Annotated in this window: 16 protein-coding genes; 6 read left to right on the top strand and 10 right to left on the bottom strand. The window is 55.6% G+C overall.

Going from position 1 to position 17,000, the window contains the following annotated elements; all coding sequences use genetic code 11:
- Nucleotides 1-93 precede the first annotated feature (93 nt).
- The 5 genes from AC1DQM_RS18365 to AC1DQM_RS18345 all read right to left on the bottom strand — a co-directional run bounded on the left by AC1DQM_RS18365 (nt 94) and on the right by AC1DQM_RS18345 (nt 5,569).
- On the bottom strand, nt 94-387 hold the full coding sequence (locus AC1DQM_RS18365) for a YcgL domain-containing protein (RefSeq protein ID WP_019580824.1): 294 nt from the start codon (nt 385-387) through the stop codon (nt 94-96).
- A complete protein-coding gene (gene rnd / locus AC1DQM_RS18360; protein WP_477746636.1) occupies nt 384-1,517 on the bottom strand; it encodes a ribonuclease D in 1,134 nt (377 codons plus the stop codon). Before rnd ends, AC1DQM_RS18365 begins: the two co-directional genes overlap by 4 nt.
- Nucleotides 1,518-1,634: 117 nt before the next feature.
- Nucleotides 1,635-2,297, bottom strand: coding sequence for a class I SAM-dependent methyltransferase (locus AC1DQM_RS18355; protein WP_086944842.1), 663 nt, complete (start codon nt 2,295-2,297; stop codon nt 1,635-1,637).
- A 73-nt stretch (nt 2,298-2,370) separates the two neighbouring features.
- Nucleotides 2,371-4,020 carry a phosphoethanolamine transferase gene (locus AC1DQM_RS18350; RefSeq protein WP_018926767.1) on the bottom strand — a complete coding sequence of 550 codons (1,650 nt, stop codon included), beginning with the start codon at nt 4,018-4,020 and terminating at the stop codon, nt 2,371-2,373.
- Nucleotides 4,021-4,186: 166 nt separating this feature from the next.
- Nucleotides 4,187-5,569 (bottom strand): glutamine synthetase family protein, encoded by a 1,383-nt coding sequence (locus AC1DQM_RS18345; RefSeq protein WP_477746635.1) that lies wholly within the window; start codon nt 5,567-5,569, stop codon nt 4,187-4,189.
- A gap of 414 nt (nt 5,570-5,983) precedes the next feature.
- Here AC1DQM_RS18345 and AC1DQM_RS18340 point away from each other — a divergent pair, with 414 nt between their 5' ends.
- From AC1DQM_RS18340 to AC1DQM_RS18330, 3 genes are all read left to right on the top strand, one after another.
- Complete coding sequence (locus AC1DQM_RS18340; protein ID WP_477746634.1) at nt 5,984-7,168, top strand: cyanate transporter; 1,185 nt, start codon at nt 5,984-5,986, stop codon at nt 7,166-7,168.
- 15 nt (nt 7,169-7,183) lie between these two features.
- The gene (locus AC1DQM_RS18335) at nt 7,184-8,131 is read left to right on the top strand and encodes a DMT family transporter (RefSeq protein WP_086944838.1); all 948 of its coding nucleotides are present in this window, start codon (nt 7,184-7,186) and stop codon (nt 8,129-8,131) included.
- 147 nt (nt 8,132-8,278) lie between these two features.
- Nucleotides 8,279-9,214 carry a LysR family transcriptional regulator gene (locus AC1DQM_RS18330; RefSeq protein WP_019020897.1) on the top strand — a complete coding sequence of 312 codons (936 nt, stop codon included), beginning with the start codon at nt 8,279-8,281 and terminating at the stop codon, nt 9,212-9,214.
- A gap of 3 nt (nt 9,215-9,217) precedes the next feature.
- Here AC1DQM_RS18330 and AC1DQM_RS18325 read toward each other — a convergent pair whose 3' ends face one another.
- The 4 genes from AC1DQM_RS18325 to AC1DQM_RS18310 all read right to left on the bottom strand — a co-directional run bounded on the left by AC1DQM_RS18325 (nt 9,218) and on the right by AC1DQM_RS18310 (nt 12,125).
- Nucleotides 9,218-9,580, bottom strand: coding sequence for a 5-carboxymethyl-2-hydroxymuconate Delta-isomerase (locus AC1DQM_RS18325; protein ID WP_019647992.1), 363 nt, complete (start codon nt 9,578-9,580; stop codon nt 9,218-9,220).
- Nucleotides 9,581-9,632: 52 nt separating this feature from the next.
- Nucleotides 9,633-10,559 carry a LysR substrate-binding domain-containing protein gene (locus tag AC1DQM_RS18320; RefSeq protein ID WP_018926773.1) on the bottom strand — a complete coding sequence of 309 codons (927 nt, stop codon included), beginning with the start codon at nt 10,557-10,559 and terminating at the stop codon, nt 9,633-9,635.
- Between the two features lie 169 nt (nt 10,560-10,728).
- Nucleotides 10,729-10,920, bottom strand: coding sequence for a YegP family protein (locus AC1DQM_RS18315; RefSeq protein ID WP_018926774.1), 192 nt, complete (start codon nt 10,918-10,920; stop codon nt 10,729-10,731).
- Between the two features lie 926 nt (nt 10,921-11,846).
- Nucleotides 11,847-12,125, bottom strand: coding sequence for a hypothetical protein (locus tag AC1DQM_RS18310; protein ID WP_477746633.1), 279 nt, complete (start codon nt 12,123-12,125; stop codon nt 11,847-11,849).
- A 205-nt stretch (nt 12,126-12,330) separates the two neighbouring features.
- Between AC1DQM_RS18310 and AC1DQM_RS18305 the strand changes: the two genes are divergently transcribed.
- The gene (locus AC1DQM_RS18305) at nt 12,331-12,753 is read left to right on the top strand and encodes an NUDIX hydrolase (RefSeq protein WP_064619717.1); all 423 of its coding nucleotides are present in this window, start codon (nt 12,331-12,333) and stop codon (nt 12,751-12,753) included.
- A 510-nt stretch (nt 12,754-13,263) separates the two neighbouring features.
- Here the strand turns inward: AC1DQM_RS18305 and AC1DQM_RS18300 are convergent.
- Nucleotides 13,264-13,545: a hypothetical protein gene (locus AC1DQM_RS18300; protein WP_237229566.1), complete on the bottom strand. Its 282-nt coding sequence runs from the start codon at nt 13,543-13,545 to the stop codon at nt 13,264-13,266.
- A 639-nt stretch (nt 13,546-14,184) separates the two neighbouring features.
- Here AC1DQM_RS18300 and AC1DQM_RS18295 point away from each other — a divergent pair.
- Nucleotides 14,185-15,663, top strand: coding sequence for a tyrosine-type recombinase/integrase (locus AC1DQM_RS18295; RefSeq protein WP_477746632.1), 1,479 nt, complete (start codon nt 14,185-14,187; stop codon nt 15,661-15,663).
- 591 nt (nt 15,664-16,254) lie between these two features.
- A complete protein-coding gene (locus tag AC1DQM_RS18290; protein ID WP_477746631.1) occupies nt 16,255-16,956 on the top strand; it encodes a hypothetical protein in 702 nt (233 codons plus the stop codon).
- The last annotated feature ends 44 nt before the right edge of the window (nt 16,957-17,000 follow it).

The following is a 17,000-nucleotide window of genomic DNA, read 5'->3' as shown; positions in this document are numbered from 1 at the left end:
GACGACCGCCGACAGAGGATCACTCCATCGTCACGGCCATCGCCAAAATCATTCCAGTGTTTCATAAGGCTCTGAATAGAGCCTGTCTGCCGATTACATCGGGTCGTTGCGGCGTAGCAATTCTTCCGGCAAGTGTTCGATGTATTCATCCTCGGCCGGTGGCATTTGCAGGTGGTAGCCCTGCTTGTCGAGGTTCTCCAGTACTACAGCAATGTCTTCGCGCGACAGCTTGCGCTCGGGGGTCAACACCAGGTCGAAAGCGTGGATGGCTTTGCCGAAAGCCGCCATCAGGGGTTCAGGCACGCGCTCCAGTGCATCGCTTTTGAGCACATAGAGGTACATCCCGCTTTTCTTCGAGCTTCGATAAATCGAGCAAATACGTTTCAAGGCTGTTCTCCGGCGGTGGCCAGGCTGTCGAGCAGCGCCTGGCCCATCAATTCGCGGCGCCAGCCACGCAGCGAATCAGGCAATTGGTAAGGACCATTGGGGAAGCCGCTCTTGAGCAGCGCTTCCAGGGTTTTCTTGCGCAGCATCAGCTCCGGCGCGATGTTCAGGCGCTCGGCTTCGGCCTGGCCGATGGCGCGCAGCTGTTTGACCAGCGCGGCGGCTTCCACCGGCAATGGCTCCGGCACCGCTGGCGGCCACTGATCAGGCGACACACTGCCAGAGCGCTTGATCAGATCAAGCAGAAATTCGCCGTCCTGACGCACGGTGCGCGGGTGCATGTCTTCGATTTTCGCCAGTGCGCCGAGGTTGTCCGGTTGGGTGCGTGCCAACGGCCACAGTGAATGTTCACGGATAATGCGGTTGCGCGGCAGATCACGGGCGCGGGCTTCACGCTCGCGCCAGGCGCAGAGTTCACGCAACACGGCGAGTTGGGCGCGGGACAGCTTCCAGGCCAGTTTGGCGTCGCGATAGACCTCGTACGGGTCGACCTCGCGCCGCAGATTGGCGACCAGCTCGGCACCGTCTTCCAGGACCCACGCGTATTTTTCGTCAGAAAGCTTCGGACGCAGCTGTACGAAAACCTCCGCCAGATGCACGGCATCTTCGGCGGCGTAGCTGATCTGAGTCTCGGACAGTGGACGTTGCAGCCAGTCGGAACGGGTCTCGCCCTTCGGCAGGTCGATGCCGAGCACGTCCTGCACCAGCCGCGAATAGCCCATGGAGAAACCCAGGTTCAGGTAAGCAGCGGCCAGTTGGGTGTCGAACAGCGGCACCGGCAGGCTGCCGGTCAGGCGCAGCAGGACTTCGAGGTCTTCGCTGCACGCATGCACGACCTTGACTACGGCCTGGTTTTCCAGCAACGCGGCCAGGGGCTGCCAGTTGTCGATGGTCAGTGGGTCAATCAGGTAAGCGCGTACGCCATCGCCGATCTGCAGCAGGCCTGCGATCGGGTAAAAGGTGTCGACCCGCATGAATTCGGTATCGAGGGCAACGAATGGCAGCTGCTGCCACTCGGTGCAAAACTGACCGAGGCTATCGTTGTCGCGAATCCAGTGAATATCGATGGCCACACGGCTCTCCCTTGAAGAATGGCGCGCAGTATATATCGCCCCCGGCGATTTCCGCGCATCCACTGAACAAGAGCTTTAGCGAAAATACCTGCCGGACAGCAAGAATTGTCTGAAAGGCTAGCTGTCCTTACGCAACACGTAGACCCGCATCCGCGTGCAACCCGGTACCAAGTCCTGATGACTGAGCAAGCAGAAACCCGCTTGCCTGAACTCGGCCTCAAGCTCGGCCTTGCTGGCCTGTGGCTGGGCCTGTGCGCCCTCCACGTCCGAACGCTCGAGCTTGAAACGCCCATCAACCCGCACCGCCACAATCACGGTATCGCGACTGACCCGGTGGAACTCGCCCAGCATGGCCAATCGATGCTCGGGACAGGCGATGCGTTGAAACAGTTGCAGGCAAAAAATGCAGTCAACCGCATTCGCCGACAAGCCGATGGTGAAGGCAGAACTCTGAAAGGTCTTGATCCGTTTCAGCAGGTTCTGCGGATGGTGGGTGCTGGCGTGATCGAGCATGTCCTGAGACGGATCGGTCGCGAGAATCACCCGGTTCGCATGCTCGGCCAGAACTGGCCAGAAACGCCCGACCCCGCAGGCCACATCAAGAATCAATCCCGGTTCGCCAGCGACCTGAAGCGCGTTACGCACCAATTGCTCTTCGCGCCAGAACGTCAAACGCCCCGCCAGGCCACGCGGTCGCGGCTGTTTACAGACGCGGGCGTGTTCCTGATCGTAGCGCCGGGCGAACTCAAGCTCGAAGGCGGATGGGGGCTGCGCGGACATGTGTAATGGCTCTTGTTGGATGTTCCAGGCGCCGCAGATTAGCGGTCGTTACGTGAAAAAAAGCTCGAGTCGCTCATTTTTTGGCCAGCACACCGTCGCCCATTGCGCCGCGGCATCCGGCGAACATATCCAGACCCGGGTTGTAGACCGTGCTGTTGACCTCCAGCAGACCGAGCATCGAATGGAACAGGTTGTCCTGGCTCAAGGGTTTTTCACGATTCAGTTGCAGGCAATGGGTGTCCACCGAGAACGACTTTTGATAGCTGTCGGAGAACCACGCCAGCATCGCTACATGTTTCTGTTGTTCCGGTGCGAGCATGTAAGGCGTGCCATGCAGGAACAGGTTGTATTCGCCCAGCGACTCGCCGTGGTCCGACAGATACAGCATCGCGGTATCGACTTTGCCCTGGTTGCTGCGCAACAGATCGATCAGGGTCGACAGCACGTGGTCGGTATACACCAGCGTATTGTCGTAGCCATTGACGATGCTTTCGCGGCTGCAATTGTTCAGCGCATTGCTTTCACACACAGGTGTGAAGTGTTCGTATTCTTTCGGGTAGCGCTTGAAGTATTCCGGACCGTGACTGCCCATTTGGTGCAGGACCAGCACGGTGTCTTTATTCAGCGTGTCGATGAAGTGCTGCATGCCTTGCAGGAGAATTTCATCGCGGCACTCGCTGTTGGCGCACAGCACAGGGTCTTTCAGGTCACTCACGTCATCGACAGTGACCCGATCGCAGGTGCCTTTGCAGCCCGACTGGTTATCGCGCCAGATGACCTCGAGACCGGCACGCTTGAGCACGTCCAGCAGGCCTTCCTGGTTCTTCGCCTTGCTGGCGTCGTAATCCTTGCGACCCATGTTGGAGAACATGCAGGGCACCGACACCGCCGTTTCCGTGCCGCACGAATGCACATCGGTGAAGGCAATCAGGCCGGATTCCTTACTCAGTTTCGGCGTGGTGTCGCGGTCATAACCCAGGATGCCGAAGTTCTCGGCCCGGGCACTTTCGCCCACCACCAGTACCGTCAGGGATTTACGGTCGTGGGCCTGCCAGGCCGGTTTTTTCTGGGCATCTTCACCCAGTTTGGCGAAAGGTTGCCGTGCAGACACCACTTGCTCACGCAGATAACCGAACGAGGCACCGATGTAGTTGCTCGGCACCACCATCAGACGCAATTCATGGTGATTGCGAAACAACGACGACAGGCCTTGATAATTGACCAATGCGACACCGCCGATCACCGCAACCGACGCGACACTCACCAGCACTTTACTTAATAACTCACGGTGCCAGCGACGATAATTAACCGGGATTTTCCACAACAACCACGACGGCAAGACGCCGAGCAGCACGATATAAACAAACAGTTTTAGCGAGAGTAAGTCGCGTACTTCCGTGGCATTGGTTTCGGCGAAGTTACGCAACATACCGGCGTCGATCAGCACGCCATATTGGCTCATGAAGTACGCCACACCGGCACTGATCAGAAAGATCAGCGTCAACACGGGTTTCATCACGGGTCGGAATGCCAGCAAGGTCAGCACAATGTTGAAGGCCGCCAGGATCATCAGCCCGAACGCGACACGCATGACGATGCCTTGACCGTCTGCTGCGGTGATATCGAAGAGGTGTTGCCAGAGAACTAAATTGAACCCTGCCAATAGAAAGGCACTGGAAACCAACGTCACCCATTCGGGGCGCACGGCTTTGAACTTCAACATGTGATCGGCTGTTCCTGAAAAGAAGTGCCCGCGGCAAATGTGAAAATTTCATTGACCGAGACGCCACAAATCTTAATCAGTCAACCATCAATATTTCGTGAAAAAGAAGCCAACGAATAGTTGGCTTCTGGTATTAGGCCAAAACTTCCAACACTGGCGACCCGTTTCAAGCCTGATGCAGATACCAGCGCCAGTCCTGCTCACCGACTTCGCCCATGAATTGCCGGTATTCGGCGCGTTTCACTGCCAGATAGACACCTAGAAACTCACTGCCGAATGCTTCCCCGGCCCAATTCGAGCCTTCCAGCGCTCGCAACGTGGTCAACCAGTCGGTCGGCAACAATTGCGCGGCCTGGGCGTAACCGTTGCCCTCCACCGGCGCCCCGGGGTCAAGTTGCTCGCGGATGCCGCGATGAATACCGGCCAGGATCGCCGCCGCCGCCAGATACGGGTTGGCGTCGGCACCACAAATACGGTGCTCGATATGCCGGGAGAATGCCGGCCCGCCGGGCACTCGCAAACTCACGGTGCGGTTGTCCACGCCCCAAGTGGCCGCCAGGGGTGCGTAGCTGTTGGTCTGGAAACGACGGTACGAGTTGGCGTTCGGACAGAACAACAGCAACGCATCGAGCAATGTGGCGAGCATCCCGCCGACCGCGTGTTTGAGCAGCGGCGTGCCGACCGGGGCCTCGCTGGCGAACAGGTTATTGCCGTCCTTGTCCGCCAGGCTGACATGCATGTGCATGCCGGTGCCGGCCAGGTCATCGAACGGCTTGGCCATGAAACAAGCCGTCATCCCGTGCTTGTGCGCCACGCCCTTGACCAGCCGCTTGTAGCGCACGGCTTCGTCCATCGCCTGCAAAGCGTCGGTGCGGTGTTCGAGGGTGATTTCCACTTGCCCCGGCGCGTATTCGGAAATCGCCGTGCGCGCCGGAATGCCCTGGAGCTTGCAGGCGCTGTAGAGGTCGGCCAGAAATGGCTCGATCTGTTCCAGTTCACGCAAGCCGTAGACCTGAGTCCCGCGTGGCCGCCCGCCATCGACATCCCGCGCCGGTTGCGGCCGACCGTTGCCGTCGCGCTGCTGATCCAGCAGATAGAACTCCAGCTCCGCCGCCATCACCGGGTAATAACCGTCGGCCTGCAAGCCTTCGATGACCTTGGCCAGCAGGTGCCGTGGGTCGGCGATGGTCGCGGGCATGCCCTCTTGCGGATGCATGCTGACCTGCACCGCCGCCGTGGGAATCAATCGCCACGGCATGCGCTGCAAACTGCCGCTGACGGGATAAGCGCGGCAATCGATATCACCGACGTCCCAGACCAGACCGGAGTTTTCCACGTCATCGCCATTGATGGTCAGGCCCAGGATGGTACTCGGCAGCGGTCGACCGCTTTCGTACACCGCCAGCAACTCATCGCGATGCAGTAATTTGCCGCGTGGCACTCCGTTATTGTCGAGGATGAACAGCTCGAACATCTCGATATCCGGGTTCTGTTCAAGAAACGTCAGGGCTTGTTCTTTCGTAGCGAAGGATGTCGTGGCACAGCTCATGGGAGTCCTCGTCTTTCCGCGTCAGGCAAACGCACAGGCGCCGCCGGTTTGATCCCGGCGCACAGCGCGGGACCTGTCAGAACAATCAGCGGGAGATGCAGGAATCCGGCGGGCGCGCGTGACGGCAGTGCCACAGCGCCCAGAAGGCCAGTTCGGAAGGGAGTGCGACTGGACAACCGTCCATAGGGAAGACCGCGATAAACAGATGAGCAGCAGCGTCACACGGGCGGTTAAGCCGTTAAATCGGGATTTGAAGAACCTTGGGTGTGGATTGGCTAAACAATCGATTATTCGCTAAAGGGGATTAGCCGAGCGGTACAGTTATTTAATTTCTAAATACTGCTCCAGACTTTCTGATTTGCCGCCTCCAGGGCTCGCGCGCCTAATCGGCTCCTTGTTCCTGAAGGTCCGATTATGGAAAACGTTCGCGCAACCTCCCGCCCTGCCCCCTGGCTGATGTTCAGCATCATTCTTGTCGCCCTGAATCTGCGTCCGTCCATGGCCGCTGTCGGCCCGTTGCTGTCAGCCATTCGCGGTGATATCCCGCTGAGTTTCAGCCTGGCCTCGCTGTTGACCATGCTGCCAGTCATGGCCATGGGACTGGCAATGTTCTTTGGTATCGGTATCAGTCAGCGCTTGGGCGAGCAGCGCACCGTAGTGCTGTCGCTGCTGATCATCGGCCTGGCCACGGTGTCGCGGTTGTTCCTTGATTCGGCGACGGAACTGATCCTGAGCGCCGTGCTGGCCGGCGTCGGCATTGCGCTGATTCAGGCGCTGATGCCCGCCCTGATCAAGTCCCGTTTCAGCGACAACGTTTCCGTGTGCATGGGTCTCTACGTGACGTCGATCATGGCCGGCGCGGCAATTGCGGCGTCATTCGCGCCGTTGGTGATGACCCGCACCGGCAGTTGGCGAGTGGGGTTGGCGATCTGGGCGGCACTGGCGCTGGCGGCGTTGCTGTTCTGGTGGGTTCAACGCACGGGAATGCCGACATTAGGGGAAAAGTCGTCCCGCAAAGAATCCTTTTTCCGCAATTCCCGCGCCTGGTTACTCGCAATCTTCTTCGGCCTGGGCACGGCGTCCTACACCTGTGTCCTGGCCTGGCTGGCACCGTACTACGTGGAAAAAGGCTGGAGCGAACAACAGGCCGGCTTGTTACTGGGCTTTTTGACGGCCATGGAAGTGTTGTCGGGGCTACTGACGCCCGCCATCGCCAACCGCAGCCGTGACCGGCGCCCGGTGCTGGTGGTGTTACTGGCACTGATCATGGCCGGTTTTTGCGGGCTGATTCTGAGCCCGCAACACCTGAGCCTGCTGTGGCCGTGCCTGCTGGGACTGGGCATCGGCGGGCTGTTCCCGATGAGCCTGATCGTGTCGCTGGATCATCTGGACAATCCCCAACGCGCGGGCGGGTTGACCGCCTTCGTGCAAGGCATCGGTTACCTGATCGCCGGCCTCTCGCCGCTGATCGCCGGGATGATTCGCGATCAACTGGGCAGTTTCGAATGGGCCTGGTGGTCATTGATGGGCGTCATGGCACTGATGATTCTGATGGTTCTGCGCTTCGATCCGCGGCATTACGCCAAACACATTCATTAACCCGGAACCCCCACCATGAAACGCACAGGTTTTGCTGCCGCTCACGTTGGCATGTTGCTCTGGGCACTGTTGATTGCCGTCTCGTTTTCCGCGGCAGCCCAGGTCAGCCAGGCCATAGACCCGATTCTGCTGACCGGGTTGCGCTTGTTGTGTTGCGCTCTGGTGTTTTTACCCCTGCTGCTGTTCAAGGGCGATACCGCCATGACCGCCCGCGGCCTGCTCGGTCATGCCGTGCTCGGCATGTTGTTGGCACTGTACTTCGGCTCGTTGTTCGAAGCACTGCGTTACACCTCGGCGGTGAACACCGGGACGATGTTTACTCTGGTGCCGTTGCTGACGCTGCTGTTCGAAGCCATCCTGACACCCGACAGCCGCCTGAAACAGCGCGTGTTGCCCATGCTGGTTGCCGCGGCCGGCGCCGTACTACTGGTATTGAAAGGCGCAGGCCCCGGCGAACTGCCGTCGCTGTACGCGGTATCGGTGTATGTGGTCGGTTGCCTGGCAATGGCGCTCTACTCGCCCCTGAGTCAACGGCTCAAGGCCAACAGCCTCAAGGGGCGCGGCCCGGTGGGCATGACTTTCTGGAACATGCTGTTCGGCGCACTGTTTCTATTGGCGTTTTGTGGATTCAGCGGCGGCTGGCGTTCGGCGTCGTTGCTGAGCGCGAGCGATCTCTGGTGGTTGATCTACCTGGCCCTGTTTGCCACCCTGGCGACTTTCTGGCTGCTGCATCGAGCCATTGGTGTGATTGCCCCTTCCTCGGTCATTTCCTACATCTACCTGAGCACCCTGTTCATCACATTGTTCCACTGGTTGTGGCTACGTCAGTCGCCACGCGCCCTGGAAATCATCGGCGCGTTGCTGGTGGGCGTCGGCATGTTGGCGCTGTTAATATCCAGCCGCGATGCGATGCCTGCACAGCAATCAGCGCTAAAGGCCTCTGGCCATGTTTCGGGTGATTGAACTCACAAGTCGTGTTCATAACACTATCTGTCCCACAACTGACCATGAAACATCCTACAAGGCATTCTCTTGGTACTATCGTTCCGCTAAGATCATTCGCACACGTTTGCGCACGGTCAGCGCAAGGAGCACAGCGAGACAGAACGGATGCTGAACAGTAACTTGCTTAGAAAGCTCGATATGCAAGACCTCATGGTGTTTGTTGCCGTGTATGAGCAAAGCAGCGTCACCGGTGTGTCGGAGGCACTTTGCGTCAGCCAGTCCACCGTGAGCTACTGCCTGAAAAAACTGCGCACCAGTTTCGAAGACGAGTTATTCATCAATACCCGCACGGGTATGCGCCCCACCTACAAAGCCAGCACCATGTATGCCCATGTGCTGAAGATTCTCGAAAGCATCAACCTGTGTCACGCCGGGACACCAACGTTCGATCCGACCTTGCAACCAGTCACCTTCAATATCTGTGCGCCGGAATACTTCGAGCAACTGATCCTGCCGCGCCTGTTGAAGAGCTTCGATTTCGCCGACCTGCCGGTGATGGTCAACATGCACAAGTTCGAAACCGACATCCCGGCCGAAGAACTGCGCGACGGCAGCCTCGACCTGGTGGTCTGTTTCGGCCCGAACTTTCATCGAAGCCACACCGACTTCAACTCCAGACGACTACTGGAGGACGATCTGGTCTGCGTCTTCGACAAACGCGCCACGCCGCTGGAGCCGCGCTTGAGCCTGCAAGCGTTCACTGAACGTCGGCATGTGTTCCCGACGCCCTGGACGTCCACCACCAACATGGTTGACGGCTGGCTGGCTCAACAGGCCCACAAACGCCAGATTGTCGCGCGCTCCAACAGCTACAGCGCGGCACTGAAGATGATCACCGGCACCGACTTCATCCTGACCTTGCCCCGGCGCATCCAGCAATTGCTGGCCAATGAGGCGATCTTCAATCACTGCGAAGCGCCCAATGGTTTACCGGGCTTCACCCTGGACATGCAGTGGAGTCAAAGCGTCGACCAGGACAGCGCCAACACCTGGCTGCGCGAGCAAGTGATCAAGGCCTGCGCCGAGCAGGAAATGGCCTGAAACTCAGAGGCCGATGGCAGTCTTGGTGTAGGACTCTCGATCGATGTCGATGATTTCCACACAGAGTTGAACCTCAACCCCTACCGGCCATTCGCACACATCCTGCACCACCGCCAGCAGGCTGTCAGACAACTGCTTCTTGATCTGCGGCGAGCGACCGCTCAACAACGACAGCTTTACATGCATGAACGCCCGCTCGCCCGGTGCGGTACCCACCCTGAAAGTCTCGACCTTCACCGCACGGGCCTTGATGTCGAACTCTTCAAACTGCCCCGAAGCGACCAGCGCGTTGTTGAGTCGCATCAACGCCACATCGGCATTCAGTTCGGACAGGTTGGCGGTGTATTCCATGTGCAGGTGGGGCATGACGGGGTTCCTGAGGATTGGCAGAAAGATCGTAGATATAACACCGCCCTGCTCACTCTGTCAGCGGAAGGATCGGACGTTCACTCATGAACGCCTCCAGGCGCGAGCGCAGCCAGCGTTCAGCCGGGTCGCTGTCGACATGGCTGAGCCAGACCATGGACAGGTCCAGGGTCGGCGTCTTGAACGGAAACGGCTCCTTGAACAGTTGGCCTGACGCAGCCATCGCCTCCGCCGTGTAGTCAGGCAGGCTGGCGATCAGATCGGTGCCGGCGAGCAACGCCGGCAATGAGCTGTATTGCGGAACGGACAGCACGACGTGGCGTGTTCGGCCAATCTCCGCCAGCCATTCATCGGCGTAGCCACTGACATTGGCGGTGTGGGACACCAGCACGTGCGGCCGCGCGCAATACTCATCGAGGGTCAACGGCGTGTCCGACGCATCTGCACGCAAGATACTGGGCTGGATATGTCGCAACAACTTGCGTTTGGCGTTGGCCGGCAGGCCGCGGGTCTGGCTGATACCAACGGTGATATCGCCAGACGCCAGCAAGTCGGGAATGCGCCAGTAGTCGACATGCTGGACCACGAACACCACCTTCGGCGCTTCCTGGCGCAAAGAACGCAGCAGTGGCGGTAACAGACCGAACTCGACATCGTCCGACAGACCGATGCGAAACGTCATGGTGCTGCTGAGCGGATCGAAATCGTGGGTCAGGCTCAAGGCCACCGACAGCGAATCCAGTGCCGGCGACAGGTGCTGAATAATCTCCTCGGCCCGCGCTGTCGGCTCCATGCGATGGCCGACCCGAATGAACAGCGGATCGTTGAACATCGTCCGCAAGCGGTTCAGCGCCGCACTGATGGTCGGCTGACCGAGGAACAGCTTCTCCGCCACCCGCGTGACGTTGCGTTCGAGCATCAATGTCTCGAACACCACCATCAGGTTGATGTCGGCCTTGCGTAGTTCGTTGCGATTCATCCGTTGCACCCCGGTCCCCAAGACTGGATGACAGTTTAGGGAGGTGTCGCGATCGGCGTCTATGCAGGTTGGCAAACGACCCGATCCATAAAATCCGGGGGCACTTACCACTCAGGAGCGCCCGACTGAAACGAAGCTGCTCTGATTGAGCAGCTTCACCGCCTGGAACCTATATCTCCTTGACCGGTGTCTGCTCTTGAGTCCCTTTGATCAAATCGATGGCATGCACGCAATCAGACTTGTTGACATAAGCCTCCCCACTGGCAATCGTTTCATGATTCCCTGCTCGCAAACGCCAGCGCCATTGGCCCTTGCCGGTCTGTGAGGTGCCACGGGTTTGCCTGTAAATCTCAAAGTACATTGATCGCTCCTTGCGATGGCTGATTACGACAGATCAGAGACCTGCGAAACCAGAGTAGATGAGGAATTTTTGCGGCAACGTCTTTCAATGTCAGGGGATATTTCGAAGGAAAAACCTTGATTGTCGAAACGATCAATGAATACGGGGGACGGTAATCAGAACGACTTGGTGGAGTTACTTTTCCTGTGGACGGACATATCTTTCTTACGCTGTTGTGCTGATTTTTCCGACACCAAAAACTCGGGGGAAAGCAGGACGAATGCGAAAATAGCCCGACGAAAAAAACTGCGTAAACGAAAAAACCCCGTAGATTTTCATCTACGGGGCTTTCTATGTATGGCGGAGAGATGGAGACTCACCTAAACGACATCCCCCTCCAACAAACGCCGTGCTTTAGCACCACCCAAAAAACAGCAAGATTTATTTTCTCAGCCCGAAAACCGAACGCAATTGAAGTACATCGAAAAAATTGGCGCTGGCCAAGAAATGATCAGAAGCAGAATGACTGACGTCTACCTATTTAGGTCTCGCCACCCATTGCCACTTTTGATCCCGGCTTTACAGGCTAGCAGTAGCCGGTTCCCGTCTGACTCCATGGCACCACTACTTAATAGAGTCCCAATCAGTGCAACTGCTGCCGCTATACCCGCCTTCATGATAGTTTTCTTGGTGTTGTGAAAAGCGGTCTCGGATCGCACAGCCGCTGTTGTCCATTCACTTCAATTTGCATGCTTGTGTGAATTTATCCGTTTCTCGTGTAGATCCACCTACGGACACGGTCCCAGACCATTTAGAGTCAAACTCTTCCGACTGGAGCCCAAGTTGGATCACTGACTTCGCCTCACGAAGATCAGCTAAAACCTTGAGGATTTCCTCTTTCTCACGAGTGACGTACTGGGTGTATTGGTTATTGCGTTTCGCGCTCTCTACTGTGAAGCGATGGATCTCTCTACTTTGATGAGAAGTTTCCACTCTGAGCTGGTCCGCCCATCAGCCCATTTTTCTTCTTGCAAGAGTGCGAGGGAGAGGCCATCCGAATCGCAGTCGAATGCAACCGCTTGGCTCGGACTGATGTTGCCGAGAAGCATTGCTTTCTTGTCGCCTGAGAAGATGTCGTCCTGAATGGTTGTATCCCATTGAGCGCTGGCAGTAGATGAAATGGCAATACCGATAAGTACAACCGTTGCCGCTATCCCTGCTTTCATGTCGATATCCTTAGGAAAGATTGGCTGATCTTAGCTGCTCTCTGGGCACCTTGCCATCACATCACTCGTTCACCCTAGGCTCAAAAGCGGATGGCTAATGCACCTTAACGATGTCCACATATCAATTGGGTTTTCTTGTTAGCTGATATCACCTAGGCTTTCCAACTGATCAACAGCTGAAATTACAAGCCAAGGAGAAGATGGCATGACGGTAGATAAAGCCTGCCCGGTAGTGCTACGGAGAAGTGAAACGCTAGAAATTTTGGCTTTTGAGCATCCGCTGGCAGGTCTGCAATTGGTCAAAGGTAGCGTGGAATCCGGAGAGTCAACTGAAGTGGCCTCTGCACGAGAGCTGGTCGAAGAAGCCGGGATTCAAGGCAAGGTGATACGAGATTTGGGTACGTTGCGCTCGCATATAACAGGACACATGTGGGCATTCCATGAGTGTCATGTTGCGCAAGACCTGCCTGATACCTGGGTTCATCATACTGAAGATGATGGAGGACATGAGTTCATTTTTTTTTGGCATCCATTAATGAGTGAGCCCTCAGAAGCGTGGCATCAGATTTACAAAGATGCGTTGGGATTTATAAGACTTAGTCTCGCTAAAGCGCCAATGGAGAATTGACACTCAATTGCCACCTGTACGGCACGCCCATTTATGCAGTAGCAGTTCGGTAATCTCACTAGCCTGCTGCGTCGGCATAATCATTAAGGCGCGTCACCACCTCTACGCTAGCAGCTTAGCTGTTAGCCGTCACCTGACGCGCTCATAGTCAAGAGTCCATCTCGCCCAACTACTTACTACCACGAGGTTTGGTGCCGTATTTTCCAGTGTACGGGTTCACATTCCCTTTCGTACTGTAGTTATTATTCCTAGTGGTATCTGGATTTGTAGCGTGGGAAGGTCCGACATACGTTCCGTTACTTCGCGTATACCCACTGATGGTATGATCAGAACGACTTCCGTAAGAATAACTAGACTTGTACGAAGAATGCCCGCCGTAACTGCTACCACGAGCATAAGCATCCCCTGAAAGCGCTACTGCCGCCACCACAGCCGCCAAAAACAATGCCTTTCTCATACAACCTCCCGTTTCAGATCAATGAGAGCTCAACGATGCTGTCATCAAGTCACTCATTCCTCTTCGTCGTCATCCGATGAGGCCACTCCGCTGCCGTCTTCAACGTACGACTGACAACCTTCGTTGAATGACTGAGAAGGCGTGCTGCATGAGTTCTCGTCATCAATATCATTCTGCTCTGCCCAGTTATACCCAGCCTGATGCCCTGAGCAGTCACCCTGGCATTGATAGCCATCGAATGTGGCTGCGTAAGCCATCGCGCTGCCCAACAACAGCATTACCAGCGCGATGAATGCTCTCATTGGTGAGACTCCATCGGTAATGCTTGCGAGCATGATTCTCTCCAATTGAAAGCGCCACTTCGTGGTTACACAAACTGTAGCTCACTTTCTCTAGCGAGTTGCTGGGATTGGTGGAATGCCCGGAGTATCACGTCGCTCGCGGCGACTTCGCACTGCTTCATTCCGCTGCGTGATGACTGCGACTTGTTTGATGTCATCGCACGACGTATGGATGCGGAGCCCTCCTCCCCAAGCGAGCAGAAGGGCACTTAAACGCGCGATCCATGAAATGTGCGGTGAGCGCTTAGAGAGAGCCGAAAAGTCTTCCGGCTGCTTATGAGACGGGCAAACCACCCGTAATCCACAACTAGCTTATGCGATCTTAAATGCGCCCAATCCTCTGATGCTGACCCGTTTAGGATCATGTTTGGGCCTTCTATTTTATCGGCGATGTAACCGAGCCAACCAACCTTCGCTCTTGCCCTAAAAATGCCCTAAACCAAAAAACCAGAAACGAAAAAGCCCCGTAGATTCTCATCTACGGGGCTTTTCTATGTATGGCGGAGAGATAGGGACTCACCAGAAACGACAAAAACACCCAACAAACGCCGCACATAAGGGGCTACAGCTCGATTAGTAGTACAATTGAGTAGTACAATCGACTGTATCACTACCCTACCCCACGGCGTGCCAATGGCTGACAATCTGATCCAGAAAAAAGGTGAATCCACTTGGTACGTGCGACTTGCAGTCCCTGCCGATGTACAGAAAGCAATTGGCGGGAAAAAGGTTTTGATTCACTCCTTGAAAACCGGACTGCGGTCTGAGGCCATGAATCGACGGCTTCCCGTCCTTGCGGCTTGGAAAGCACAAATTCAAGCTGCACGGGATAATCGAACGAGTCGTGGTGACGGATGGAAAGAGCAAATTTCGACATCTACTCAATCATTTGCCCAGATTTTTCGCCAACTCAAGACAGATGTGGTGCTTGGTGAAGTGAAGGATGTACCTCCGTACGACCCAGCGGATATTCAAGGGCTTTACCAGTTCGTTTTCGACGACTCCGAAAATGGAAGACGGCGACGTGCAGAAGCAGACCGCGTTTACTCTATGCAAGGTCTCGAAGGTGAAATCGCTTTGCATGACTTCGCCCACAGGATGCTACTCGAAACGTTTGGCGAAGTAGTCGCATCAGTGCAGGAACTGTCGCCAGCCGAAGCAACAGAAATGCAAAATATCTTGATCGATCCAAAAGCCCACAAACCGAAATCACCAATCACGAAAGCCCGACTGACAATATTCCGTGAGTACCGGGAAGCTCGCAGTGTCGCTCCTAAGACTATCGACCAACAGGAATCAAAGCTGGAGAAGCTTTCCACGTTCTTGAAAAAGGAGGAACGAGGTCTCGACTTTGATGCCGTCTCTGCATGGTTGGACTCCCTCAAGTTGGCGAGTAAAACACTCACACAATACCTGTTGGCCGGTAACGTGTTCTGGAAGTGGGCAATGAGGCACGACCCTCGCTGGCGAGAGGATTTTAAGGATCGGGCAAACCCCTTCGAGAATCACGAACTACCGCAGGTAAGGGGCAAAGCCAAGGCCGATGGCCAGAGGAAGGACTTCAAATTGGATGACATCAGCAAGCTGCATAATGCTGCGCTTGCAGAGGGTCACAACGTATTAGCAGACCTGATCCTTCTTGGCACCTATACCGGTGCCCGGATCGAAGAGCTATGCCAACTGAAAGCCGAACATGTCATAAAGCCTGATGGCGTCCAAAGCTTCGATATTGTGGATAGCAAGACTGCTGCCGGTATCCGCGTCGTACCTGTACACCCTGCCCTATCAACTCTCGTTGATCGTCTGGTTGAGAACTCCAAGGGTGAGTATCTGGTGCCGTCTGACTGTAAGAATAAGTACGGCATCAGGTCGGACGCACTGTCCAAGGCATTTGGCAGGCTCAAGGAGACACAAGGTTTCGGACCCCAGCACGTGTTCCACTCCATCCGTAAAACCGTCATCACTCAGCTCGTAAGGGCATCCGTGCAAGGTACGTTGATCGCTGAGTTGGTAGGGCATGAAACGGGAACCGTGACATTCGATGTGTACAGCCAGGGTGCAAGTGCAGCACAGAAACTGGAGGCGATATCCAAACTTCCCACTCTCCCTTGAGGCTCCTATCAACCGTTGGGAGTTTCGAGGCCGCTTTAACCAGCATCGGACCCCCATCGTATACCCTCGGTAACCCCAGCAAAACCTACACCAGATTCGTCAACTTCAGAGTACCCACTTCCGCTCCGCCCAGTGTTTACGGGCTTACATGGCTGTCTGGACTAAGCAGGAGGCGTTCTCCCTTGCTGAAACCGGTTTTGTGCTGATTTAAGCCATTGGAGGCGTGTGGGGATGGGGTGCTTAGATGCCGCAGTGAGATTCAGAGTTATCAACCAGCGTCAACTAGTTCTTGACAAAAAGTTTCGATCTGATACTATGACCATCTCAGACAAACATGCCGAACACGTCCCGCACCCATACAGTGCTAGATGATCGGTATTGTGCTGTCTATATATTGGCTGACCACCAGCGACGGTTATAGTTACAACGTGAGACTAACCATGAATCATCTACAAATGATCCAACTCAGAAACGAGGCCGAGCACCGACGCTAACAGAGTTCATTCCTTCCTTGAAGATAGAACGATGACGACGATGCCGACCTTTGAGTCGGTTTTTTTACGTCTTTTTTTTACTATCTAGGAGGAACTCATGAAGCACAGCAATGAACAGTTCAGCATCAAAACCGTTTACGTATACCCGGAATTCTTCGGCATCCATCTCGACTACTCATTGGGTGAAGAGGCTCCCCTCTTTGCTCCACCACGAGACGCCAAGCTGCTCTGTGGAGTTGGCTACAATTCGGCGGTAAGACGCAAAGCTTTGGGTATGCCTTATCACGAGACTACATGTCGTTCATTTCAGCGATGGAAAGACATGCTTAATCGGTGCTACAAGTCGGGAGCTACTGCATATGCCGGCTGTACGGTTTGCCCAAAATGGCATGACTTTCAAGAGTTTGCAGATTGGTTTGTGGATCAGCCTTACGCATCTGAGGCGGACATGGAGCTGGACAAGGATATTCTTGATCCACTCAATACCGTGTACTCGCCGGAGTTCTGCTCGCTTGTTCCGAGGGTGATCAATCAGATATTTCGAGATACTCGAAGTCAGCGAGGGGTGCTTCCCATTGGCGTAACTGTTGCGGCGAGAGGCGAAGGTTTTATATCTCGTCTTTCGATGTATGGGAAGTCAGAGTACCTAGGGAAATGCCACAACATTCTCGAAGCTTTCGAGGCGTACAAGACAGCTCATCAGATCTATTGCAATGAGTTGGCAGATACGTATGAAGGGTCGATTGATGCTCGTGTGATTGAGCGACTACGCAGTTATACGCGCCACATTCATGATTAAAGAGCTGTAAAGATGTACTGCCGCAGGCACTCGCTTGCGGCCAC

Source organism: Pseudomonas sp. 01L34 (genome assembly GCF_056400265.1).
The sequence above is the reverse complement of the archived record's forward strand: the minus strand, read 5'-3'. Positions and strand labels throughout refer to the sequence as shown.